Here is a 23,889-nt window from a genome sequence, read left to right on the forward strand (position 1 = left end):
AAAAATCCGAACAAGGGTTCTAGACGGCGCGACGCACCATCAATTCCTTGATCTTGCCAATTGCCTTGGTCGGGTTCAAGCCCTTCGGACACACGTCTACACAGTTCATGATGGTGTGGCAGCGGAACAAACGGTATGGGTCTTCCAGGTTGTCCAGACGCTCACCCGTGGTTTGATCACGGCTGTCGGCAATGAAACGGTAAGCTTGCAGCAAACCGGCCGGGCCTACGAACTTGTCAGGGTTCCACCAGAACGATGGGCAGCTGGTTGAACAGCATGCGCACAAAATACATTCGTACAGACCATCCAGTTCTTCGCGCTCTTCGGGTGACTGCAAACGCTCCTTTTCAGGAGGGGGGGTGTCGTTCACCAGGTAAGGCTTGATGGAGTGGTACTGCTTGAAAAACTGGGTCATATCGACGATCAGGTCGCGCACTACCGGCAAACCTGGAAGCGGTTTGAGCACGATGGGCTGCTTGAGGTCGCGCAGGTTGGTAATACAAGCCAAACCGTTTTTGCCGTTGATGTTCATGGCATCAGAACCGCACACGCCTTCACGGCATGAACGGCGATAGGCCAGTGATTCATCCACGTCGCTCTTGATTCGCATCAGCGCGTCGAGCAACATTTTATCGGTTGGCTCCAGCTCAACTTCCAGCTTTTGCATTTTTGGCGCTTCGCCGGTATCCGGGTCGTAGCGATAAATTTCAAAACGTACGATTCTCTTTTCGCTCATTTTCTGTACCTCTTAACCTTGATTAGAACGTCCGCTTTTTGGGCTGGAAGGTTTCAACTGTCATTGGCTTCAGGTTCACTGGCTTGTAGTCCAGGCGATTGCCTTCGGAGTACCACAGGCTGTGACGCATCCACTTGTCATCATCGCGTTCAGGGAAATCGCGGTGGGCGTGCGCACCACGGCTTTCTTCACGGGCTGCGGCGGACACCATGGTGGCCTTCGCAGTTTCCTGCAAGTTGGCCAGTTCCAATGCTTCTACCAAAGCAGTGTTAAACACTTTGGACTTATCTTTCAAGTGAATGTGCTCGGCTTGTGCGGCCAGATCGTTGATCTTGGTCACGCCAGCTTCCATCAACTCGGTGGTGCGGAACACGCCACAGTGGTACTGCATGCCTTTGCGAATCGCATCGGCTACCACACGAACATTTTCACCGCTGGTCGATGTCATCAGCTTGTCAACGCGTGCCATGGTCAGGTCAGTGCCATCGGCCGGCAATTCTTTGTGGCTGCGGGCTTTCAGGTTGCTGTTCACAATGTGGTTACCTGCTGCACGACCAAATACGATCAAATCGAGCAAGGAGTTGGTACCCAAACGGTTTGCACCGTGAACGGATACGCAGGCACATTCGCCGATGGCATACATGCCATTGATGATTTCGCTGGGGCCGCCCGGTACTTTGGGAGCCACAACCTGGCCGTACACATTGGTTGGAATGCCGCCCATTTGGTAGTGAATGGTTGGCACCACAGGAATTGGTTCTTTGATCGGGTCTACGTTGGCGAACTTGATCGCGATTTCACGAATCGAGGGCAAACGCTTCATGATGGTGTCGGCACCCAGGTGATCGAGCTTCAACAACACGTAATCTTTGTTGGGACCACAACCGCGGCCTTCCTTGATTTCCTGGTCCATGGAACGTGACACAAAGTCGCGTGGAGCCAAGTCTTTCAAGGTTGGAGCGTAACGTTCCATGAAACGCTCGCCTTCGCTGTTGAGCAAAATACCGCCTTCGCCGCGAACACCCTCAGTCACCAGAACACCTGCACCAGCCACACCAGTTGGGTGGAACTGCCAGAACTCCATGTCTTCCAGAGGAATGCCAGCGCGGGCTGCCATGCCCATGCCGTCACCAGTGTTGATAAACGCGTTGGTGGATGCATCCCAGATGCGGCCTGCACCACCGGTGGCAAACACGGTGGTTTTGGCTTCCAGCACCATCATCTCGCCGGTTTCCATTTCCAGGGCGGTTACACCCACCACGTCACCGTCGGCATCACGAATAATGTCAAGCGCCATCCACTCTACAAAGAACTGGGTGCGCGCGCGTACGTTGCGCTGGTACAAAGTGTGCAACAGGGCGTGACCTGTGCGGTCGGCAGCCGCGCAAGCGCGCTGAACCGGCTTTTCACCGAAGTTGGCTGTGTGGCCACCAAATGGGCGCTGATAAATGGTGCCATCTGGGTTGCGGTCAAAGGGCATGCCAAAGTGTTCAAGCTCGTAAACCACTTTGGGCGCTTCACGACACATGAATTCGATTGCATCCTGGTCGCCCAGGTAGTCAGAACCTTTCACGGTGTCGAACATGTGCCAGTACCAGCTGTCGTCGGACATATTGCCCAGCGACGCGCCGATACCACCCTGCGCAGCCACGGTGTGTGAACGCGTGGGGAATACTTTGGACAGCACGGCTACATTCAGACCAGCCTCTGCCAACTGGAGCGAACAGCGCATGCCCGCGCCACCCGCACCTACGATCACCGCGTCGAATTTGCGACGAGGAAGGGAAGTTTTAACTGCAGTCACTTTTAGACCCTCCAGAGAATGTCAGCAGCGTAACCGGCTGCACCGAGCAACCACAACGCCGTAAAAACTTGCAACGTAAGGCGAATGCCGGTGGGCTTGACGTAATCCATCCAGATGTCGCGAATACCGATGTAAGCGTGATAGCACAGCGACAGAATGGCCAGCAGTGCAAGAATTTTGCCCAAGGGGAAAGACAAAACCGTGAAGTTGAAGAAACCGACCCACTTCGCGTAGTCAAGATCGGGGGTAAACAGCACGGCCAGGAACAGACCGATTGTGTACACCGCCATGATGACCGCTGTAATGCGTTGTGCCACCCATTCTTTCAGGCCGTAATGTGCGCCAACCACCAGGCGCTTGGAACCAATGTTATTGCCCATGATTAAAACACTCCGAACAGTTTCAGGCCGAACAAGGCGGTCAGGCTCAAACTGACAGCAAACACAATACCCGCACTTTTGCTGGCTGCGTACTTTTCAGTGCCCACATGCATGTCGAGCACCAGGTAACGAATGCCCGCTGCAAAGTGATGCAGATACGACCAGATCAGGCCGAGCAATACAATTTTGACCAGCGGGCTGCTGACCAGGGATTGCATTTCAAGGAAGGTGAGTTCGGAAGTGATGCTTTTGTCGAAAAGCGGCAGGAGAATGACTGGAAGCGCCAGGAACAGCACAGCGCCACTGACGCGGTGCAAAATGGACAGCTTGCCCGCCAAGGGTAGCCTGTACTTCAGGATTTGTGTGACATGTATGTTCCGGTATTCCGGACGTTTCTTCGCAACAGTGTTTGACATGCTCGTGTTCTTATAAAAGTGATTGGAAAACGGGCTTTTACCCTAGGCCTTCCGGCCTGAATCCTTTAAAAAAACCAATATCGGACAACGATATATTTTGAACCAAATCAGCAAAGCCTTAAAGCGGGAAGTTTTTGATTTTGAGCACCAAATGACGCAAATGCATTCTTTTGCCCGCTAAAGACTTGTATCAATTCAATACAATTCATTCCTGTATGAAAATTTGTCGGTCAAGTACCAGCCACGACGAAGCTCTACCGGCTTATCAGCATACGTCATTGAAAGGCGCTCGACCAGCAGCAAGGGAGTACCTACCCCAACCTGCAAAATGTCAGCATGCTCTTGCTGTGCACTGACTGCCTTAATGTGCTCGTTGGCCCTCAACATGCGCACATTAAAGCTGCTTTCAAGGAAACCATACAGGGTGGAATTCCACTGCTGAAGACGCTCAAGAGTAAGGCCTTTGTATTGGGAAGCCGGCAGCCAGATTTCATCAAAAATACGGGGTACACCATCGAAGCGCATTACTCGCTTGACTACGAATACGGAATCACTGGGTTTGATGTCGAGCAATTTGGCAATTTGCGAACTTGCACGAACCCGCTCTACAGACAAATAGGTGGATTTGGGCTTTACGCCAGGCTCTTCGTCGGCGGCAAGACGCAGGAACCGATATTCTGACTTGGCCTCGTTGTGCGTGGCAACAAAAGTACCCCGCCCCTGCTTGCGATCGACCAGGTTTTCAGCGGCAAGCTCGTCAATTGCTTTGCGCACCGTGCCCTGACTGACACCATAACGGGCAGCAAGCTCGGTTTCAGACGGAATAAGCTCACCCGGCTTCCATTCGCCGTCTTGAAGGCTTTTGAGCAGCAAACCTTTGATTTGCTGATAAAGCGGGCTGAACGTTGGGTTAACGGGTTGCAAATTGTGTCTCGGTCTTGTTTTTTCGGATTATTGTGTATCTTATATCTTATAGATGACTTTTAGAAGTTAATCCCCTCTAAACCACCAAGTTAGTCAACAAGGTGTCAGCGTTTGGCGCTAAACTATGGCCTTCGATTTTTAATCCTTTGGAGTGTTTGACATGACCAAACCCGCAATGCGAGTTGCCGTTACAGGCGCTGCTGGCCAAATTGGCTACAGCTTGTTGTTCCGTATCGCCAATGGCGACATGCTGGGCAAAGACCAGCCCGTAATTTTGCAGTTGCTGGACATTACCCCCGCCCTGCCCGCAGTGAAGGGTGTGGTCATGGAACTGGAAGACTGTGCATTCCCGTTGCTGCAAGGCGTGGTGATTACAGATGACCCCGCAACCGCTTTCAAAGACGTAGACGTAGCACTGCTGGTTGGCGCACGCCCACGCAGCAAAGGCATGGAACGCAAAGACCTGCTCGAAGCCAACGGCGCAATTTTCACAGTTCAGGGCAAAGCACTGAACGACAACGCCAAGCGTAGCGTGAAAGTACTGGTTGTGGGCAACCCAGCGAACACCAACGCCTACATTGCACAACAGTCTGCCCCCGATCTGGACCCGAACTGCTTCACCTCCATGCTGCGCCTGGACCACAACCGTGCGTTGAGCCAAGTAGCCGCCAAAACCGGCAAGCCGGTTGCTTCAATCGAGAAGCTGGCAGTTTGGGGCAACCACTCACCCACCATGTACGCTGACTACCGCTTTGCGACCATCGATGGCGCATCTGTGAAGGACATGATCAACGATCAGGAATGGAACGCCAACACTTTCTTGCCAACCGTAGGCAAGCGTGGTGCGGCCATTATCGAAGCACGCGGCCTGTCCTCTGCGGCCTCTGCTGCCAATGCTGCGATCGACCACGTTCGTGACTGGGTTCTGGGCACCAACGGCAAGTGGGTGACCATGGGTATTCCTTCTGACGGTTCTTACGGCATTCCTGAAAAAACCCAGTTCGGCTTCCCTGTGACCTGTGCCAACGGTAAGTTTGAAATCGTGAAGGGCCTGGAAATCGATGCATTCAGCCAAGAGCGCATCAACATTACCCTGAACGAACTGATGGAAGAACGCGAAGGCGTGAAGCACTTGCTGGGCAAGTAATTTACGAGCATTTCGTGATAAAAAGGGCCAGCAGAGATGCTGGCTTTTTTTATTTGCATTTGAAAGAACACTGGGAAGGACTAGCGCGTGAAGAAGCACAACCTGGATTTGGCAAACATTTCCACAATTTTGTACAGCGAAGACCACGCACAGGTGAACCTGCCGGTGTGTGACCACTACACAGGCCGCCCCAAGTATTTTGAGAAGGCTTTGCAGATTCGCGCCGAAATTGGAGCCTGCTTCGACATTACGCTGGACTTGGAAGATGGAGCTGTGGTGGGCCATGTGACCGAAATTGCAACATGGGCTGCACAAAGCCTGGTCGATTTTTCAGCACGATACGGTGGCGAAACGCGCAGACCGGGCGTTCGACTGCACCCGGTGCAAGACCCTGCGTTTGAACAGGAGTTGCCAATTGTGTTGCGCGAAGGTGTGCCCTTGCCCGCTTACTTGATGCTACCGAAGCCTGAAAACTTTGACGACGTCAAACTGGCGATTGGCCGTATTCGTGAACAATGCGCCAAGGCGGGCGTTGAAGCGCCACCCATGCACGTGTTGATTGAAACCCACGGAGCCCTGGCGGCTGTGCATCAAATTGCAGGTCTTGAAGAAGTTGAATCGCTTTCGTTCGGAATAATGGATTTCATTTCGAGCCACCGGAGTGCAATTCCCAAAACCGCTTTGAATTCGCCGGGTCAATTCGAAAACCCGCTGGTGCGCAGGGCAAAACTTGAAATTTCAGCAGCCTGCCATCGATTTGGCAAAGTGCCCTCGCACAACGTGACCCGCAATATTCGTCAGCCAGAAATGGCGGCCGAGGACGCGACTCGTGCTAAACGCGATTTCGGCTTCACACGAATGTGGAGCATTCATCCGGATCAGATTGTTCACATTGTATCGGCCATGCTGCCCACCGATTCCGAGGTGGATGAAGCGGTGCTGGTATTGACCGAGGCACAGAAAGCTGAATGGGGGCCGATTCAGATCAAGGGTGAACTGCATGACCGTGCCAGCTACAGATACTTTTTTGAAGTGCTCAATGCGCGATCAAACCGCGGTGGCTAAAAACTTGACCCCGGTTGTTTTAAAAACTCGAGCTCTTCAGGGGTGGACTCTCGATTCAGGATTCTGTTTCGATGTGGATATCGCCCAAACCTGTCAATGATTTCCTTGTGTCGAAGCTCAAAGTTGTGGTTATTCTCGGGAGCCCATTCTCGGTACAAGCGCTCGGCGTGAACATGAATAAGCCGTGACTCGCTGTGCATGTAAGGTAAAAGCAAAAATGCCCTTTCATCGGGAGTCAAGTCGTTTAACACACCCGTCGCAACGGCTTCTTGGGCGAGGGCCAAGGCCATCGAATCCTGAGCGAATGCTGAGGGTGTATTGCGGTACACGTTGCGAGAAAACTGATCTAGAACAATGATTTCTGCGAGACGTCCTCTGGCTGAGGCACGCCATGAGAAAAACTCACTCTTGGCAGCCTTCAAAAGGGTTTCTCCGTAACGCAGACGAATTTGTTCGTCAAACTTTGGGTCGGCCGACCACCAGGATTTCGGATCTGTGTCCTCAAACCAAAACTGGAGAATTTCTCGAGCTGCAGGATCAAGCAAGTGATTCAAGCCTCGTATGTGGTTAACAACACCTGGGCCGCAGTCTCGCGAAGCGGTATAAGTGCCTGGTAAGCATTCGATTGAAACCAGCCATGGGCTGCATCCAGCGTTGGGAAACGTATCACCACGATGTCGCTGAAGGCATTTTGGAGTGCCAAATCTGCGGTCTTAACACCCCTGAAAACCAATTCTGCATTCCAGGCAGCAAGAGTGCCGGGCACTTGGTCCCGATACTCTTGCCACTTGAGTGGATCGATGATGTTGATTTGACCAACCACGTAAGCACTCATAACAGGCAAACCGTTTTAGCAGTTGCCTTTTTTGGCTTGCCCGGGTGGGCAATGACCGCCGCCATGGCCACCCGGATCAACCACGACAGAACCCGCAGGGGTGTACACTGCACAACTGCTCAAAGCGAACATCAATGCAATCATGGAAAACAATGTTTTCATGTTTCATACTTCCTGAATAAAAGAAATCAATCGAATTGAGATATTCCGTATAACGGGTACAACACACTTAGGTTGACTGCTTCTTGCCAGTATGCGTTAAGCACAGCAAGAAGTGCGAGACAACAACCGAATTCTTGCACCAGAGAATCAGGACAACACTTGAAAAGAATACCGATTACCTTAAAGCTTTACCAGCAAAAGCCTTTTCGAATAATGGCTTGGGCGACACTGGCCTTGCTTGTTTTGGCTGTGGGTATATTTGAACTAATGGGATGGCCCTTTTTGGCCAAACCAGCCGAGCAATGGCTGAGTAAAACACTTGAAAGAGATATTCAACTGACGAAACCGGATGAAAGTGACCCCCGGTTTAAACTGCGCTTGATTGGTGGCATTCGATTGAGCTTGAATCATTTTGAGGTGGACGCACCTGCCTGGAGCCAGTCGCCTTTTATGGTTAGAGCGGAAAACGTATCTGTTGGATTGCGTTATGTTGATCTGATCAAGTGGGCCAACACGCCAGGATCTGCCTTGAGAATCAAGTCGTTAACAGCCACATTGCTGAACGGCAATTTCGAACGCCTGAAAGACGGGCGAGCATCGTGGCAATTTGCCAAAAACGAACCAGACACAGGGCCTGCCCCTGCCCCGGAGTTTGGTTTGTTGGCCATTCAGAAAGGCCAAATCACCTATCGGGATGAGCCCCTTGATCTTGATCTGGATGCAACACTGAGCCTACAGGAAGGAGAGATTGGAGCCGATGCGCTAACTGTGATGGCACTGGGTTCGTATCAAGGTAAAAAGCTTGATATACAACTGAAATCAACCGGTGTACTGCCTTGGGTGGCCAAGCAAGGCAAGCCAATTCCGGTGGAGTTGAACGTGTCTTTGGGGCGAGCCCGATTGGACTTTAAGGGGAACGCCGCCGATGCGCTGGGCATGCAACAACTGTCTGGACAATTTGCAGTAAGTGGCTCATCCCTGGCCGCGGCAGGCCAGGCGCTAGGAGTCACGCTGCCAAACACGCCAGCCTTTCGTACGGAAGGCAATTTGGTGCGTGATGCAAGCAACTGGCAAGTCAATATTGACAACGCAACAATCGGCAGCAGTCGTTTGAACGGGCGCTTTGTTTATGAAGGTGGAAAAACACAACCCCTTCTGACCGGAGAACTCAAAGGAGCGTCGCTGGTACTGGCTGACCTGGGCCCTACCGTAGGCGCACCGGCTGAAAAACAAGTTGCAGCAGCCACAAACCAAGGCAGAGTGTTGCCGGACAAACCCTTTGACCTGCCCTCCCTGAGAGCGATGGATGCTGATGTAAAAATTGACATCGACAATCTGGATTTGGGCAGCGAGATATTGAAGCCACTTCGACCCTTGCGGGCACATTTGGCTGTCACTGAGGGTGTTTTGACCATTTCAGACATTCAGGCAAAAACAGCAAAGGGCGAACTTGCTGGCTCGGTGCAATTGGATGGGCGAGAAGATATCGCTATTTGGAATGTGGACCTGAATTGGGCCAATGTGCAGCTTGAGCAATGGCTGAACATACCAAGGGCAGGCAATGAGCTGCCTTATGTAACCGGCACCATGAATGGTGCTGCCACACTGAGTGGGCAAGGCCGCTCGACTGCTGAAATACTGGGTAGCCTGGCTGGCAATGTACGAACACAGGTGCGCAATGGCACCATGTCGCATTTGATCGTTGAGGCCGCAGGCCTGGACGCTGCCGAGGCGCTCGGTGTTTGGTTTCGGGGTGATGACGTGTTGCAAATGACCTGTGCGTTTGCCGATCTGGATGCAAACAATGGCGTACTGCAACCCAGGGTATTTGTGATTGATACTCAAGACTCTGCAATGTGGGTCAATGGCAGTATTTCGATGAAAACAGAAGCCTTGAATTTGAGGGTGGTTGTAACACCCAAAGACTTCAGTCCGGTTAGCTTGCGTACGCCTTTGCTGATCACCGGCACCATGGGCTCACCCGATGTATCCCTTGAAAAAGGTCCAATTGCGGGCAAAGTGGCTGGCGCGGTGTTGCTGTCGCTGCTAAACCCGTTTGCCGCATTGATTCCATTTGTGGACACAGGTGCGCCCGATTCTACCGAGAATGCCAACAAAACCGGTTGCTATGATTTGGCGGCGCGCAGCAAGGCCCAGCGAGAGAAAAATTGACTAAAACACTTCACCCCAATAACGCGCACAAAGACGGTTACGATTTCGATGCCTTGGTGTTGACTTCCCCTGCCCTGAAAAAATTTGTTAAGCCCAATAACCACGGCCGAAACTCCATCGATTTCGCCTCGCCTGCTGCCGTGAAAGCTTTGAATTGCGCACTGCTGAAACACCACTACGGCATCTCGGAGTGGAACGTACCAGAGGGCTACCTGTGCCCTCCGATCCCCGGCAGGGTGGATTACATTCATTACGCGGCAGATTTGCTGTCAAGCTGCGGGATTAATGCATCAGATTCAAAGCAGGTAAAAATGCTGGACATCGGCACAGGGGCCAACGGCATTTATTCATTGCTGGCAGCAAAAGTATACGGCTGGCACTGCACTGGCAGTGAAATTGACCCGGTTGGCTTGAAGAACCTTGCCTCGGTGCTGGATAAAAACGACGACTTGAAGCGCCTGATTGATCTGCGGCTGCAGCGGGACAAACGGAAAATATTGGAAGGTGTGATCAAGCCAGGGGAGAAATTTGACCTGAGCGTATGCAACCCGCCGTTTCACGCCTCACAAAAAGAAGCCATAAAAAGCAATCAACGAAAAGTGAATAGCCTGGCTTTTAATCGTGGAGAAAAACCAGGTTCAAAAGCACCTGCGGGCTTGAATTTTGGTGGGCAGAAGAATGAATTGTGGTGCGAGGGTGGGGAAATTGGTTTTCTGCAAACCATGATCAACGAGAGCGCGCAATTTGGTAAACAATGCAGATGGTTTACCACGCTGGTGTCAAAGGCCGAAAATGTACCGCAAGCCAAATGGCATATGCGCAATGCGGGTGCACGGGATATTCTTGAAGTTGAAATGGAACAAGGCAACAAGACCACGCGCATTGTGGCGTGGTCATTTGTTTAGTTGAACGCTGGACAAACTAGCGGCGGCGACCACCCACCAGCAGCAGGAAAGCGCCGGCGACAATTGCACCCACGCCTGCCCACATGGGAACATTGACCTCTTTTTCCTGATCCACCGTGATCTCGAGTGAACCAATTTTTGCTGCGGTTGACTCTTCGGTGTAGCTAAAGCCCCCGTAGACCAGTCCCAAGGTGCCGGCAACAATCAACAGAATTCCAATCAGTTTGGTGGCTTGCATCTTGTTTTCCTGAATGTTGTGAATGAGAGGGTATTAACGGGCTGCGAACAAGAACGGCATACAGAATAATTTGTAAAACGGAACACTCCAAGGGCAGTGTTCCTGCGCAAGCAGCAAGCGGCTACTTTTTGGCAATGATATACACGGCGTGAACAATGCCGGGAATGTAGCCGAGCAAAGTCAGAATGATGTTGATCCAGAAATGCTTGCCCAGCCCTTCTTGAAGAAACACGCCCAGTGGAGGCAACAAGATGGCGATCAGTATGCGAATAAGGTCCATTGATTCTCCCGAAAAATAGTTTGAACAAAAATTGCCAGTGTTTTTTATACACGATAAAGACAAATGTTTGTTATTTTCGGTCGCGTACAACAGCTTGTGTTCTGTCACGGGCAACGATTAATCCTGGACCTTTCCACGCAGCGCCTTGACCTGCCCCCGAATGCTTTTGCCTTCCAACCTGCGACGTTTTGAACCCAGGGTGGGTCGGGTTTCACGGCGAACCTTGACAGGTTTGGCAACCTCGGCAAGCAGCTCGTTCAAGCGTGCAAGGGCTTCTACCCGATTTTGTTCTTGACTGCGCGTGGTTTGAGCTTTGATGACAATAACACCGTCTTTGGTCAAACGTTGGTCTTGCAGAGCCAGTAATTTTTCCTTGATGAATTCAGGCAAAGACGATGAACGAATGTCAAAACGCAGATGAATGGCACTGGACACTTTGTTGACATTTTGACCACCTGCGCCTTGGGCGCGAATGGCGGTGAATTCGACATCCGATTCAGTCAAGGTGGGTGGCGTGTATGACATGTTGTTAGCTGCCCTTATTTAAACGCCAAACCGTAGACCTGCTAATGCCCAAACCTTCAGCCACTTTATTGACCTCGCCACCGACCAGGTTTAATGCCTGACGGACAATGCTTGTGCGCTCCGACATAGGCGCCCTGCTGTAGGCCAAGGCCAAGGCATTCATATTGCTCATTGAATCGAGAAAATTGATGTGCTGCAAAGGTGACGTGGTCGAATTCTCCACGCCCACAAGCAGGTCTGGAAACCAGGTGCGCCAGGACGACAGATCACTTTCTTGCAACATCAACACAGCCGCCCTGCGACACACATTCTTCAATTGACGGATATTGCCTGGCCAAGGCAAGGATTGAAGAACTGGCAAAGCCAGTTGAAGAAACTCATCAAATTTCGATTTGCTGACACGCACTGGCGTGGTCCTTAAAAAGTAGCCCGCCAATTCGCCAATGTCTTCGGTACGTTCTCGCAGTGGTGGGATATGGATCAGCATTTCATTCAGCCGGAAATAAAGGTCTTCGCGAAAGCGCCCTTCTTCAACGGCTTGCTGCAAATTCACGTTGCTGGCCGCCAGCAAACGAAAATCAACTTTGCGGGATGAGGCAGAACCAATTCGGCGCACTGTGTTGTCCTCGAGAATGCGCAGCAGCCTGGTTTGAAAAGCCAAAGGCATGTCACCAATTTCATCGAGAAACACGGTGCCCCCCTGTGCGCTTTCAAACATGCCCGCGCGCCCACCTTTCACGGCCCCTGAAAATGCACCCTCTTCATAACCAAACAGCTCGCTTTCAAGCAAGCTCTCTGTGAGCGATGCACAATTGATTGCGACGAATGGCTTTCCTGCGCGAGGGCTGGCGCTGTGGATGGATTGGGCCACCAACTCCTTGCCCACGCCGGTTTCACCCTGAATTAGTACGGAAAAATCGATACTGCCACACAGGCGAATCGTATTGCGCAGCTTTTCAACTGCCCGGCTATTGCCAATCAGGTCTTGTTCTGTGTGGTAGGTATAAGCCTGACTGTTTCGGCGCACTCCGCCAGAAGCTTTGGCACTGGCCAGCCGTATGGCTTCCTCAAAGGCTTTGACAACACCTTGCCGGGAATAAATCAGAATGGCTTCCATGCCCATTTCTTGCGCGATTTCGGTGACCAAGCCCGACCCCACCACCACCTTCACACCCAGCTGCGCCAATTCCCGCACAGCGCGACGCGCGTCCTCCGGTGTACGATAAGTTCGGGTACTCAAGGGCACATCAAACGCTCGGGCAAACTGCTCCAGCTCATCAAACGAATGTTCGTAACTGACCAAGCCCACTGCCGCGGACGCTTTTCTGGCTGATGCCAAGGCTTGCATCACATCAAAACCGTCCGTACGAATAATGACCAGCGGCGCCTCAAGCTGGTTCTGCAAGAATGCGCCGTTTGAACCCGCGGCGATGAATACATCGGCCGTGTCGGTGTAGTAACGATGACGTGCATACGCCAAGGCATCTTCATAGGCCTTGGGCACCAATTCAATGTTGGCTGAACCGCTGTAGTCGCGGGCAATCTCCCGCAATGTACCAGCCAATGCGCTGATGCTGAACACCACAATTCTGGGTTTCATTCAAAACACCTTAAGTTTCATTTGAAACATTTGACCGTTTCATTTTATACAAATGTGTTTCAAAACACCATCAAATTATTCTTGTAATTACTTGATATTAATACGCCAAATTATTGATCTTATTTGAACAATCTATTATTTTTGTTGACTGGCACGAACCCTGCACTACACAGAACATACAACAAGGAGAACACCATGACCCAACATTCCGCAGGCGCCCGTTTTCGTCAGGCAGTGAAAGAAGAACAACCTTTGCAAGTGATTGGCGCAATCAATGCCAATCACGCATTGCTGGCCAAGCGTGCCGGCTTCAAAGCCATTTACCTGAGCGGCGGCGGCGTGGCGGCTGGTTCACTGGGTCTGCCCGACCTGGGCATTTCAGGACTGGATGACGTACTGACCGACGTGCGCCGAATTACCGATGTGTGTGACACCCCTTTGCTGGTGGATGTCGACACTGGCTTTGGCTCATCAGCCTTCAATATCGCTCGTACCACCAAGGCCATGATGAAAGCCGGCGCTGCCGCCATGCACATTGAAGACCAAGTGGGCGCCAAACGCTGTGGCCACCGCCCCGGCAAAGCGATTGTGACCCAAGCTGAAATGGTGGACCGCATCAAAGCGGCCGTGGATGCCCGTGGTTCAGACGACTTCGTGATCATGGCGCGTACAGATGCATTGGCCGTGGAAGGTTTGCAATCGGCCATTGACCGTGCTTGTGCCTGCGTGGAGGCCGGTGCCGACATGATTTTCCCGGAAGCAATGACTGAACTGAGCATGTACCAGCAATTTGTGGACGCTGTGAAGGTGCCTGTGTTGGCCAACATCACTGAATTTGGTTCAACCCCACTGTTTACTACCGAAGAACTGAAAGGCGTGGGCGTAGGCTTGGTGCTTTACCCCTTGAGCGCGTTCCGCGCCATGAACAAAGCAGCACAGAACGTGTATGAAGCGGTGCGCCGCGATGGCACCCAGAAGAACGTACTGGACACCATGCAAACCCGCATGGAGCTGTATGACAGCATTGGCTACCACGACTTCGAGCAGAAACTGGACGCTCTTTTTCAGCAGAAATAACTTTAATTAAACAATATAAACAATTGTTATAAAAAACTATTTTTAACAGGAGACAGCAATGTCTGAGCAACAAACAACAACCCCTGGCTTTAAGCCCAAAAAATCTGTAGCCCTTTCAGGCACCGCCGCTGGAAATACCGCCCTGTGTACAGTGGGCCGCACAGGCAACGATCTGGCTTACCGCGGTTACGACATTCTGGACTTGGCCACCACCACCGAATTTGAGGAAATTGCATATTTGCTGGTGCACGGCAAGCTGCCTACCGTGGCTGAACTGGCTGGCTACAAACTGAAACTGAAAGCTTTGCGCGGCATTCCTGCGGGCGTGAAGCAAGCCCTGGAAGCCCTGCCCCCTTCAGCTCACCCCATGGATGTGATGCGCACTGGTGTTTCCGTATTGGGTTGCCTGCAACCCGAGAAAGACGACCACAACCACCCCGGTGCTCGGGACATTGCCGACAAACTGATGGCCAGCCTGGGCAGCATGCTGCTTTACTGGTATCACTACAGCCACAACGGCAAGCGCATTGAAGTGGAAACTGATGATGATTCCATCGGTGGCCACTTCCTGCACCTGCTGCACGGCGAAAAGCCGCGCGACAGTTGGGTCAGCGCCATGCACACCTCGTTGATTCTGTACGCAGAGCATGAATTCAATGCATCCACTTTCACCAGCCGCGTGGTAGCCGGTACAGGTTCCGACATGTATTCCGCCGTCTGCGGCGGCATTGGTGCCTTGCGCGGCCCCAAGCATGGTGGCGCCAATGAAGTGGCGTTCGAAATTCAAAAGCGTTACGACAACCCAGATGAAGCAGAAGCCGATATTCGTGCACGCGTTGAACGCAAGGAAGTAGTGATTGGCTTTGGCCACCCCGTGTACACCGTGAGCGACCCCCGCAATGTGGTGATCAAGAAAGTGGCGGAAGATTTGTCCAAAGAACAGAACAACATGAAGATGTACAACATCGCTGAAAGACTGGAAAGCGTGATGTGGGAAATCAAGAAAATGTTCCCGAACCTGGACTGGTTCAGCGCCGTGAGCTACCACATGATGGGTGTGCCCACCGCCATGTTCACGCCCCTGTTCGTGATCGCCCGCACTTCCGGCTGGAGCGCCCATGTGATTGAGCAGCGAATTGACGGCAAGATCATTCGCCCAAGCGCCAACTACACCGGCCCCGAAGACCAGAAATTTGTACCCATCAAGGATCGCAAATAAGCATGAACACTCTATTCCGTAAAAACCTTCCAGGTACGAAGCTTGATTTCTTCGACACCCATGCGGCTGTCGATGCAATCGAACCAGGTGCTTGGGACAAGCTGCCTTACACCAGCAAGGTGCTGGCTGAGCAGCTGGTGCGCCGCTGTGAACCTTCTTCGCTGACTGACAGCCTGAAGCAATTGATTTACCGCAAGCGCGATCTTGATTTTCCTTGGTATCCAGCCCGCGTGGTCTGCCACGACATTCTTGGTCAAACCGCTTTGGTGGATTTGGCAGGCCTGCGCAATGCGATTGCGGACCAGGGCGGTGACCCCTCACTGGTGAACCCGGTGGTGCCCACGCAATTGATTGTGGACCATTCACTGGCGGTTGAATGTGGCGGCTTTGATCCCGACGCTTTCCAGAAAAACCGTGACATTGAAGAACGTCGCAATGAAGACCGTTTTCACTTCATCAACTGGACCAAAACCGCATTCAAAAATGTGGATGTAATTCCCGCCGGCAACGGCATCATGCACCAAATTAATTTGGAGAAAATGTCTCCAGTGGTGCAGGTGCGCGATGGTGTGGCCTTTCCTGACACTTGCGTGGGCACAGACAGCCACACACCTCATGTGGATGCGCTGGGCGTGATTTCAATTGGCGTGGGCGGTCTGGAAGCTGAAACCGTGATGCTGGGCCGTGCATCCATGATGCGTCTGCCTGACATCGTAGGCGTTGAGCTGACCGGCAAGCGCCAGCCCGGCATTACTGCCACCGACATTGTTCTGGAGCTAACCGCATTTTTGCGCAAAGAACGCGTGGTGGGTGCGTACATTGAATTTTTCGGTGAAGGTGCCAATAGCCTGACGATTGGTGATCGGGCGACCATCTCGAACATGACCCCGGAATACGGTGCCACCGCCGCGATGTTCTACATCGACGAGCAAACCATCGACTACCTGAAGTTAACTGGCCGTGAAGACGAGCAAGTGAAGCTGGTGGAACACTACGCCAAACACACTGGCTTGTGGGCCGGCAAAATGACAGGTGCTGAATACGAGCGCGTGTTGACATTTGATTTGAGCAAGGTGGTGCGCAGCATGGCTGGCCCGTCAAACCCGCATGCCCGAGTGGCCACAAGCGATTTGGTAGCCAAAGGCATTGCAGGCAACCTGGACGCCGCGCGCGCCCAAGAAGCTGAAGGTTTGATGCCCGACGGCGCCGTGATTATTGCCGCCATTACCAGTTGCACCAACACCAGCAATCCGCGCAACGTAGTGGCTGCGGCCTTGTTGGCCCGCAAAGCCAATGAGTTGGGCTTGGTGCGCAAGCCTTGGGTGAAGTCTTCTTTCGCGCCTGGCTCGAAAGTGGCTGAGTTGTATTTGAAAGAAGCCGGTTTGCTAACCGACCTGGAAAAGCTGGGATTTGGCATTGTGGCGTTTGCCTGCACCACCTGCAATGGCATGAGTGGCGCGCTTGATCCTAAAATTCAGCAAGAAATTATTGACCGCGATTTGTACGCCACCGCTGTATTGAGCGGCAACCGCAACTTCGATGGCCGCATTCACCCCTACGCCAAGCAGGCGTTCCTCGCCAGCCCCCCTCTGGTGGTGGCTTACGCCATCGCGGGCACCATTCGCTTTGATATTGAGCGCGATGTGCTGGGTGTAGTGAACGGCAAAGAAATTCGCCTGAAAGACCTGTGGCCTTCAGATGAAGAAATAGATGCGATCGTGAATGAATTCGTGAAACCTTCACAGTTCCGCGAAATTTATATTCCCATGTTTGACTTGGGTGCCATTGAAGAAGCGAAAAGCCCACTGTACGACTGGCGCCCACAAAGCACCTACATTCGTCGTCCACCCTACTGGGACACGGAAGGCCAAGGTGCTTTGGCTGCTCGACCACGCACCTTGAAAAACATGCGCCCGCTGGCGGTACTCGGTGACAACATTACGACTGATCACCTCAGCCCATCCAACGCGATCATGATGAACAGCGCGGCAGGTGAATACCTGCACAAAATGGGCTTGCCGGAAGAAGACTTCAACAGCTATGCCACGCACCGTGGTGACCATTTGACCGCGCAACGTGCCACCTTCGCCAACCCCACCCTGCAAAACGAAATGGTTCGCGATGCAGACGGCAAAGTGAAAAAAGGCTCACTGGCCCGCATTGAACCGGAAGGCAAGGTAACGCGCATGTGGGAAGCAATTGAAACCTACATGGACCGTGGCCAGCCGCTGATCATCATCGCAGGTGCTGACTACGGTCAGGGTTCTTCTCGCGACTGGGCAGCCAAAGGTGTTCGTCTGGCCGGAGTAGAAGCAATTGTTGCTGAAGGCTTTGAGCGAATTCACCGCACCAACCTGATCGGCATGGGCACCCTGCCCCTGGAATTCAAGGCTGGCAACACACGCCACACCTACAACATCGACGGCACAGAAGTGTTTGAAGTGTTGGGCGAACGCAGCCCACGCGCAACCTTGACTGTGGTGATGACCCGCAAGAATGGGGAACGCGTCGAATTCCCTGTGACTTGCCGTTTGGACACGGCTGAAGAGGTTTCGATTTACGAGGCTGGCGGCGTTTTACAGCGTTTCGCGCAAGACTTCCTTGAAGGAACAGCTGCATGAGCAATCAACACACACAGCAATTGAAAGTACCCGCCACGTACATGCGTGGCGGCACCAGCAAAGGTGTGTTTTTCAGGTTGCAGGATTTGCCCGAAGTTTGCCAGAAACCGGGCGAGGCACGCGACAAACTTTTGTTGCGTGTAATCGGAAGCCCGGACCCCTATGGCAAGCAAATCGACGGCATGGGTGGTGCTACATCAAGCACCAGCAAAACCGTGATTTTGAGTAAAAGCAGCAAGGCGGATCACGATGTGGATTATCTGTTCGGACAGGTCAGCATCGACAAAGCCTTTGTGGACTGGAGCGGCAACTGCGGTAATTTGTCCTCTGCGGTGGGTTCATTCGCAGTGGCCAGTGGCTTGGTAGAGCCCGCACGCGTGCCACAAAATGGCACTTGTGTGGTGCGTATTTGGCAAGCCAATATTGGCAAAACCATTATTGCGCATGTGCCAATTACCAACGGGCTTGTTCAAGAAACCGGCGACTTTGAACTGGATGGGGTTACTTTCCCCGCGGCCGAAGTTCAGCTGGAGTTCTTGGACCCGGCCGATGAAGGCGAAGATGGTGCTTCAGGCTCCATGTTCCCCACTGGCAACCTGATTGACGACCTTGATGTTCCCGGCGTGGGTACATTGAAAGCCACTTTGATCAATGCGGGCATCCCGACCATTTTCGTCAATGCGGACAGCATTGGCTACACCGGCTGCGAACTGCAAGACGACATCAACAGTGACCCCAAGGCATTGGCGATGTTCGAAACCATCCGCGCCCACGGTGCCCTGAAAATGGGCTTGATCAAACACATTGATGAAGCAGCCAAACGCCAACACACACCCAAAGTGGCCTTTGTTGCACCATCGAAAACCTACACCAGTTCGAGCGGCAAGGCAGTTGAAGCTGCAAGCATCGATTTGCTGGTACGCGCCATGAGCATGGGTAAATTGCACCACGCGATGATGGGTACGGCCGCAGTGGCCATTGGTACAGCGGCGGCTGTGCCTGGCACCCTGGTGAATTTGGCGGCGGGTGGCAGTGAAAGAGAAGCCGTTCGCTTTGGCCACCCAAGTGGTACTTTGCGTGTGGGTGCACAGGCTGTGCTTGAAAACGGCCAGTGGGCGGTGAAAAAGGCGATTATGAGCCGCAGCGCACGCGTATTGATGGAAGGTTGGGTTCGCATACCCAACGATACGTTTTAAGTAATGGAACCAAGCTGATAAAGCTTGCCACTACATGCACTTCAGTCTTTTTTGGTGCAATGCCGAAAACTGAAGTGCAAGTTTACAATCCCTGAAACTGTAGCTATGGGCAAAAGAGTGAGCAAGTACTCACGTCCCCCCACCCCTCTTTCTGATTACGTAACTCCACCCAAATTATCCTCGTGGCTCCAAAAAAATAGAACGGAGTCCCCACCATGTTTCGCGCAGTTGCAAGCCACAGCAGTGCTCAAATCGCTATGTCAGCAGGCAGCAATGCCTTGGGAAGAAGTAGCTCAGGCTCAGCATCCACCAGGATTGTTGGCCCCCTGGCCAGCAAGCTCAAAGATATTCGGCAAAATACCCATGCGAATTTAAAGCTTCAATTGCAGAAAAGCTTGCCCCCGCTGAAGTTTGAACAGGCCTGTGAACTGGCTGAACAGATTGAAACTGCTGAACCTGATTTCAATCAACTTCATGCCCGTGTAGAGGAATTTGTTCAACGTAACAAGAATGACCCCGAGGCAATAGTCAGTGCACTGAAATACTTGAATAGCCAACTCATGATATTGAGTACTGCGGAAAGGCAGATGAAGGCCCAAGATGCCCCAATAACGCAATCGCTGATGCGAGGGCTGAAAACCTTGATCGACAACTCGGCAAGCCGGGGAGAATCTATTGTTCAAAGACTGTCGAATACCAAAATTTCTCCGGTATTTACTGCCCACCCTACCAATTTCAACAAACCTCAGGCCAGTGAAATTGTTCTTTCTCAACTCGACAACATTGCCAGCCCCCAAGGCAATGCAAAAGTCTGCCAAGAGCTCTGGGAAATTCAAGGCGTGCGGGAACTAAAACCCACCGTGCAAGACGAGGCCAATCAGTTCTCTGCCAATATCAGGCACTTGCACAGTTCTGGCCGCACCATTCACGAACAGATCAACCAACAACTCTCGGGACTGCCCAATAATTTGAAACTGTCGAAACCCTTGGTTGAAGCTGGCAACTGGGTTGGAGGTGATCGGGATGGCAACCCGAATATTGATGCAACCGTGTTAAAGGACGTGGTCAAAACCCTGAGTACGGCAGCTTTTGAGTACTTTGAACAAGAAATTGGCAAAGAGAAAAATACCCAAACAGGCAGCCTGTGCAACCTGCTTTGCAAATCTGGACATTCGGAATCACTTGGTCTGATTCGGGAAAAACTGGCGCGAACCCGAACACATTTGGTGGGCAACAGCCCATTGCCAATTCAAGGCGATTTGTACCTGAACGCAAATGAACTGGTACATGATCTTGAATCTTTGAGCATTGCCAGTTTGGATACTCAAGAAAAAGCGGCCGTTCAAGAGAAACTGGATTTGCTGAAACTGGATGCAGACAGCATCGGGTTTCACGGTGCCAGCACCGATATTCGGCAAAACAGCGCCATGAATGAAAAAACAGTTGGTGAATTGTTGAGAAGGTCTGGCGGCCCAAGCAATTACGAAAGCCTGGGAGAAATTGAAAAGCAGACCTTGTTGACCAACTTGCTGCTCAACAAGCAAACTGTACTGAGCGATGCACCCATTGACGGTCAAAGCGAGAATGCCGAATTTGATCGCGAAATAGCATTGATCAAGAGTTACAAAACCATTCACGACAGTTACGGGCCGCAGGCACTTAAAAACTGCATTACGGCCAACACAGAAACCATGAGCGACATGCTTGAAGTGATGTTGCTGCTGAAACACGCAGGCCTGGCCGATGAGCAAGGCATCAAGATGAATGTTGTCCCCCTGATTGAAACTGTGAATGACCTGCACAACGGCCCGGCCATTTTGAACAGCATGCTGAACAACCCATGGTACCGTCAGGCGCTTCAAGCCAGCGGCAATCAGCAACAAATCATGGTGGGCTATTCCGACAGCAATCGATTGGACGGACCACTCGCCTCGAGTTGGGCCGTGTATGAAGGTACAGCCAAGATGCTTGAAGTAGCGGAGCAGCGCGGCGTGAGTTTGCATGTGTTTCATGGCCGCGGCGGCACAGAAGCCAGGGGTTCAGGCGATTCTTATGCGCAGGAAATCAAATCAAGCAACGGCGCCAGCTTGCTAACCGGCATGCGTCAAACCGAGCAAGGTGAAGAAGTACCTGCAAAATTCGGCACAAAAACAATGTCGCAATCCAACCTGGCAGACATGGTGGGCTCAACGCTTGAGACCATGGCAACCGGCAAAGACCAACAAATTGCAAAATACGCCAGCACCATGGAAAAACTTGCTCAACATGCACGCAACCACTATGAAAGCCTGTACTCCAATCCCGAGCTTCCCCATTTTTTTCAAAGCAGTACACCCATTGAATTTGTCGGTAAATCCAATGCTGGCAGCCGCCCTGCCTCGCGCGCAAACACGGCGGGAGGCGGTCTCAACCTTGACAAACTGCGGGCCATACCTTGGGTGGGTTCGTGGTATCAATCGGGAAGCGCCATGCCCGCATTTTTTGGCACAGGCAGCGCACTGAAAAACTTCATCGATCAACCGGCTGGCGCCAACACCACACCCGCGCAACGAACGGCACAACTGCAAACCATGTATCAGGAATGGCCTTTCTTCAAAAGCTTTATTGACAGAACCGCCACCGCCATGGAAAAAGCGGACCTGCAAATTGCCCAACAGTATGCAAAATTGGCACCGGTTCAATCGCAAGGCGTGTTTGAGGCGATCAAGAATGAATATGAACTGACAAAAGAAATGATCTTGAGTATCAAAAAAAGCAACGACTTGATGGATCACAATCCCGCTGATGCAGAAATACTTGCGGTGAAAAAGCCGTTGACACAGGCGGCCCACGCCATGCAAATTGGATTACTCAAGGCCCACCAGCAAGCGGGCCCCGAGATTCAAGACAGACTGGTTGAGCCCATTGTCATGTCGATGCAGGCAATCGCCAGTTCCAACCGCTTTGGTTAAACTGAACCGCCCGCGTGAATGGGCGGGCGTTTGCCTGCCCATGGCTTGGCCTGCTCAAGCTGGGCAGCCAGGCTAAGCAACACATTTTCCTCACCAAAACGGCCAGTGAACATCATGCCCACCGGAATGCCTTGCGCATTCCAGTGCAATGGCACGCTCATTGAAGGTTGACCCGTGACATTGGCCGGCATGGTTTGGGAACAGTACTGATACACGCGCCGCCCCGCTTTCAACACAAAATCTTTTTGCTTGGCAATAAAACCAATTGGCAAATAGCTCAGTGCCTTCAATTCAATCATTTCTTGCGGGGTTGGGCGAAGGCCTCCAACTGCAATTGGCAATTCGCCCAAGGTACTGGTCAACAGCGCATCGTAGGGTTCGAAAAACGTCATCCACTGGCGAGAAAACTGCGCCATGGTCCACACCGCATTGGCCACATCACCACCATTAAAACTGCGACCCAATTTCATCAATGCCCATGTCCGTGCCTCAAAATCAGCCGCCTTGCCTTTTCTTCCCAACACGCGCTCACCTTCTTTCAAGGTAGCAGCCATTTCTGAACACACCAACACGGTGTAAGCGTAAATAAATTCTTCCTTGTGAATGGGCAGGCGAACTTCTTCACAAGTGTGGCCAAGGCTTTCAAGCAACTTGACTGTTTCAAGCACACCTGCCTGACAATCAGCATGCAGGGTTTCACCCAAGGCGGGGTCCAGTGAATAGGCAATTTTCAATTTCTTGGGCTTTGCTTCAATTGCCGCAGCATACGTTTTTACTGGCGACGCAATACGCAGCAGTTGGCCGGGGTAGTTGCCTTGCAAGCAGTCCAGCATGTGCGCAGAATCCCGTACAGTGCGCGACACCACATGCTCTGCAATGAAACCAAACCACCCATCGGGCAGGTCGGGGCCAGAAGGCACACGCCCGCGCGTGGGCTTCAAACCAAACAAGCCGGTGCACGATGCGGGTACGCGAATTGAACCGCCTCCGTCGCTTGCGCTGGCCATGGGTACAATGCCAGCCGCCACAGCTGCGGAAGCACCGCCGCTGGAGCCACCAGGGCTGCGCAGTGGATCCCAGGGGTTACGACATGGCCCGGTCAGCTCAGGTTCAGTGGAGGGGGTAATACCAAATTCCGGCGTGGCAGTTTTACCAAAAATATTCAGACCCGCCCGCTTGAATCGCTTTACATATTCTGAATCTTCGGAGGGCACAAAGCCTTTGTAGAAAAGGCTTCCGCTGCTCATCTCGACACCGGCATAACTGGCAATCAGGTCTTTCAACAAAAAGGGAACACCTGCAAAGGCCCCCTCGACAGTTTCTTTGGCGCGCGCACGTGCAATGTCGTACATGGGACGAATTACGGCATTAATGCGCGGGTTTACTTTTTCCGTGCGGGCAATGCTCTCCTCGAGCAATTCAACTGCGCTCACCTCGCCTTTTTTGATTAACCCGGCAAGACCAAGGGCGTCGAACTGGTCATATTCTTTGAAACCTGCCATTTTTATTGTGTCTCCGAAAAACTGGGGTAGCAATGTATGTAAGTGAATATCTTACCCCACTCAGGTAATACCCACCCGGATTGGAAAGAGGAAGAATAAGGCATCCAAAATTTTAATTGCGTTGGCTGCATGAC

At 52.2% G+C, this 23,889-nt stretch carries 22 protein-coding genes; 9 read left to right on the plus strand and 13 right to left on the minus strand.

All coding sequences use genetic code 11. The features are described from left to right. Window positions 1-19 precede the first annotated feature (19 nt). The 5 genes from B4C79_RS01055 to B4C79_RS01075 form a co-directional block, all read right to left on the minus strand. Window positions 20-736 (minus strand): succinate dehydrogenase iron-sulfur subunit, encoded by a 717-nt coding sequence (locus B4C79_RS01055; RefSeq protein WP_105029332.1) that lies wholly within the window; start codon window positions 734-736, stop codon window positions 20-22. 22 nt (window positions 737-758) lie between these two features. Further along, window positions 759-2,540: a succinate dehydrogenase flavoprotein subunit gene (gene sdhA, locus B4C79_RS01060; protein ID WP_291739122.1), complete on the minus strand. Its 1,782-nt coding sequence runs from the start codon at window positions 2,538-2,540 to the stop codon at window positions 759-761. Window positions 2,541-2,542: 2 nt separating this feature from the next. Further along, window positions 2,543-2,923 carry a succinate dehydrogenase, hydrophobic membrane anchor protein gene (gene sdhD, locus B4C79_RS01065; RefSeq protein WP_171101456.1) on the minus strand — a complete coding sequence of 127 codons (381 nt, stop codon included), beginning with the start codon at window positions 2,921-2,923 and terminating at the stop codon, window positions 2,543-2,545. Then, window positions 2,923-3,336, minus strand: a complete 414-nt coding sequence (gene sdhC / locus B4C79_RS01070) for a succinate dehydrogenase, cytochrome b556 subunit (protein ID WP_105029335.1) — start codon at window positions 3,334-3,336, stop codon at window positions 2,923-2,925. The genes sdhD and sdhC overlap by 1 nt, the downstream gene beginning before the upstream one ends. 195 nt (window positions 3,337-3,531) lie before the next feature. Then, window positions 3,532-4,260, minus strand: coding sequence for a GntR family transcriptional regulator (locus B4C79_RS01075; protein WP_171099534.1), 729 nt, complete (start codon window positions 4,258-4,260; stop codon window positions 3,532-3,534). 160 nt (window positions 4,261-4,420) lie between these two features. On the opposite strand from B4C79_RS01075, the gene B4C79_RS01080 reads away from it, so the two are divergent. Together B4C79_RS01080 and B4C79_RS01085 are read left to right on the plus strand one after the other, a co-directional pair. After that, on the plus strand, window positions 4,421-5,407 hold the full coding sequence (locus B4C79_RS01080) for a malate dehydrogenase (RefSeq protein ID WP_171099536.1): 987 nt from the start codon (window positions 4,421-4,423) through the stop codon (window positions 5,405-5,407). Window positions 5,408-5,494: 87 nt separating this feature from the next. Then, window positions 5,495-6,472: an HpcH/HpaI aldolase/citrate lyase family protein gene (locus tag B4C79_RS01085; RefSeq protein ID WP_105029337.1), complete on the plus strand. Its 978-nt coding sequence runs from the start codon at window positions 5,495-5,497 to the stop codon at window positions 6,470-6,472. Here B4C79_RS01085 and B4C79_RS01090 read toward each other — a convergent pair. Genes B4C79_RS01090 through B4C79_RS01100 form a run of 3 tightly spaced genes read right to left on the minus strand, consistent with a single transcriptional unit; the run spans window position 6,469 to window position 7,469 of the window. Beyond that, window positions 6,469-7,026, minus strand: a complete 558-nt coding sequence (locus tag B4C79_RS01090) for a DUF924 family protein (RefSeq protein ID WP_291739121.1) — start codon at window positions 7,024-7,026, stop codon at window positions 6,469-6,471. The two genes, B4C79_RS01085 and B4C79_RS01090, sit on opposite strands and share 4 nt — an antisense overlap. Beyond that, window positions 7,023-7,307, minus strand: a complete 285-nt coding sequence (locus tag B4C79_RS01095) for a DUF1330 domain-containing protein (protein WP_291739120.1) — start codon at window positions 7,305-7,307, stop codon at window positions 7,023-7,025. Before B4C79_RS01095 ends, B4C79_RS01090 begins: the two co-directional genes overlap by 4 nt. Window positions 7,308-7,322: 15 nt before the next feature. Further along, window positions 7,323-7,469 carry a hypothetical protein gene (locus B4C79_RS01100; protein ID WP_171099542.1) on the minus strand — a complete coding sequence of 49 codons (147 nt, stop codon included), beginning with the start codon at window positions 7,467-7,469 and terminating at the stop codon, window positions 7,323-7,325. Window positions 7,470-7,628: 159 nt separating this feature from the next. Between B4C79_RS01100 and B4C79_RS01105 the strand changes: the two genes are divergently transcribed. Beyond that, window positions 7,629-9,641: an AsmA family protein gene (locus B4C79_RS01105; protein WP_291739119.1), complete on the plus strand. Its 2,013-nt coding sequence runs from the start codon at window positions 7,629-7,631 to the stop codon at window positions 9,639-9,641. After that, window positions 9,638-10,546: a 23S rRNA (adenine(1618)-N(6))-methyltransferase RlmF gene (gene rlmF, locus B4C79_RS01110; RefSeq protein ID WP_291739118.1), complete on the plus strand. Its 909-nt coding sequence runs from the start codon at window positions 9,638-9,640 to the stop codon at window positions 10,544-10,546. The genes B4C79_RS01105 and rlmF overlap by 4 nt, the downstream gene beginning before the upstream one ends. Window positions 10,547-10,562: 16 nt before the next feature. On the opposite strand, the gene B4C79_RS01115 is transcribed toward rlmF, so the two are convergent. From B4C79_RS01115 to prpR, 4 genes are all read right to left on the minus strand, one after another. Next, window positions 10,563-10,784 carry a hypothetical protein gene (locus B4C79_RS01115; protein ID WP_008248518.1) on the minus strand — a complete coding sequence of 74 codons (222 nt, stop codon included), beginning with the start codon at window positions 10,782-10,784 and terminating at the stop codon, window positions 10,563-10,565. Between the two features lie 121 nt (window positions 10,785-10,905). Next, window positions 10,906-11,064 carry a YqaE/Pmp3 family membrane protein gene (locus tag B4C79_RS01120; protein WP_171099549.1) on the minus strand — a complete coding sequence of 53 codons (159 nt, stop codon included), beginning with the start codon at window positions 11,062-11,064 and terminating at the stop codon, window positions 10,906-10,908. Between the two features lie 117 nt (window positions 11,065-11,181). Further along, window positions 11,182-11,589: an alternative ribosome rescue aminoacyl-tRNA hydrolase ArfB gene (arfB, locus tag B4C79_RS01125; protein ID WP_291739117.1), complete on the minus strand. Its 408-nt coding sequence runs from the start codon at window positions 11,587-11,589 to the stop codon at window positions 11,182-11,184. Window positions 11,590-11,593: 4 nt separating this feature from the next. Next, window positions 11,594-13,189: a propionate catabolism operon regulatory protein PrpR gene (prpR, locus tag B4C79_RS01130; protein WP_291739116.1), complete on the minus strand. Its 1,596-nt coding sequence runs from the start codon at window positions 13,187-13,189 to the stop codon at window positions 11,594-11,596. Window positions 13,190-13,384: 195 nt separating this feature from the next. On the opposite strand from prpR, the gene prpB reads away from it, so the two are divergent. The 5 genes from prpB (at window position 13,385) to B4C79_RS01155 (ending at window position 22,253) form a co-directional block, all read left to right on the plus strand. Beyond that, a complete protein-coding gene (gene prpB, locus B4C79_RS01135; protein ID WP_105029899.1) occupies window positions 13,385-14,266 on the plus strand; it encodes a methylisocitrate lyase in 882 nt (293 codons plus the stop codon). Window positions 14,267-14,324: 58 nt separating this feature from the next. After that, window positions 14,325-15,485, plus strand: a complete 1,161-nt coding sequence (gene prpC / locus B4C79_RS01140; RefSeq protein ID WP_291739330.1) for a bifunctional 2-methylcitrate synthase/citrate synthase — start codon at window positions 14,325-14,327, stop codon at window positions 15,483-15,485. Window positions 15,486-15,487: 2 nt separating this feature from the next. Beyond that, window positions 15,488-18,106 carry a Fe/S-dependent 2-methylisocitrate dehydratase AcnD gene (gene acnD / locus B4C79_RS01145; RefSeq protein ID WP_291739329.1) on the plus strand — a complete coding sequence of 873 codons (2,619 nt, stop codon included), beginning with the start codon at window positions 15,488-15,490 and terminating at the stop codon, window positions 18,104-18,106. Then, the gene (prpF, locus tag B4C79_RS01150; RefSeq protein ID WP_291739328.1) at window positions 18,103-19,302 is read left to right on the plus strand and encodes a 2-methylaconitate cis-trans isomerase PrpF; all 1,200 of its coding nucleotides are present in this window, start codon (window positions 18,103-18,105) and stop codon (window positions 19,300-19,302) included. Before acnD ends, prpF begins: the two co-directional genes overlap by 4 nt. A 215-nt stretch (window positions 19,303-19,517) precedes the next feature. Then, the gene (locus tag B4C79_RS01155) at window positions 19,518-22,253 is read left to right on the plus strand and encodes a phosphoenolpyruvate carboxylase (RefSeq protein WP_291752443.1); all 2,736 of its coding nucleotides are present in this window, start codon (window positions 19,518-19,520) and stop codon (window positions 22,251-22,253) included. On the opposite strand, the gene B4C79_RS01160 is transcribed toward B4C79_RS01155, so the two are convergent. Further along, window positions 22,250-23,755 (minus strand): amidase, encoded by a 1,506-nt coding sequence (locus tag B4C79_RS01160; RefSeq protein ID WP_291752440.1) that lies wholly within the window; start codon window positions 23,753-23,755, stop codon window positions 22,250-22,252. The two genes, B4C79_RS01155 and B4C79_RS01160, sit on opposite strands and share 4 nt — an antisense overlap. Window positions 23,756-23,889 lie beyond the last annotated feature (134 nt).

The organism is Limnobacter sp. UBA7229 (genome assembly GCF_002473065.1).
In the GTDB taxonomy this organism is placed as follows: Bacteria; Pseudomonadota; Gammaproteobacteria; order Burkholderiales; family Burkholderiaceae_B; genus Limnobacter; species Limnobacter profundi.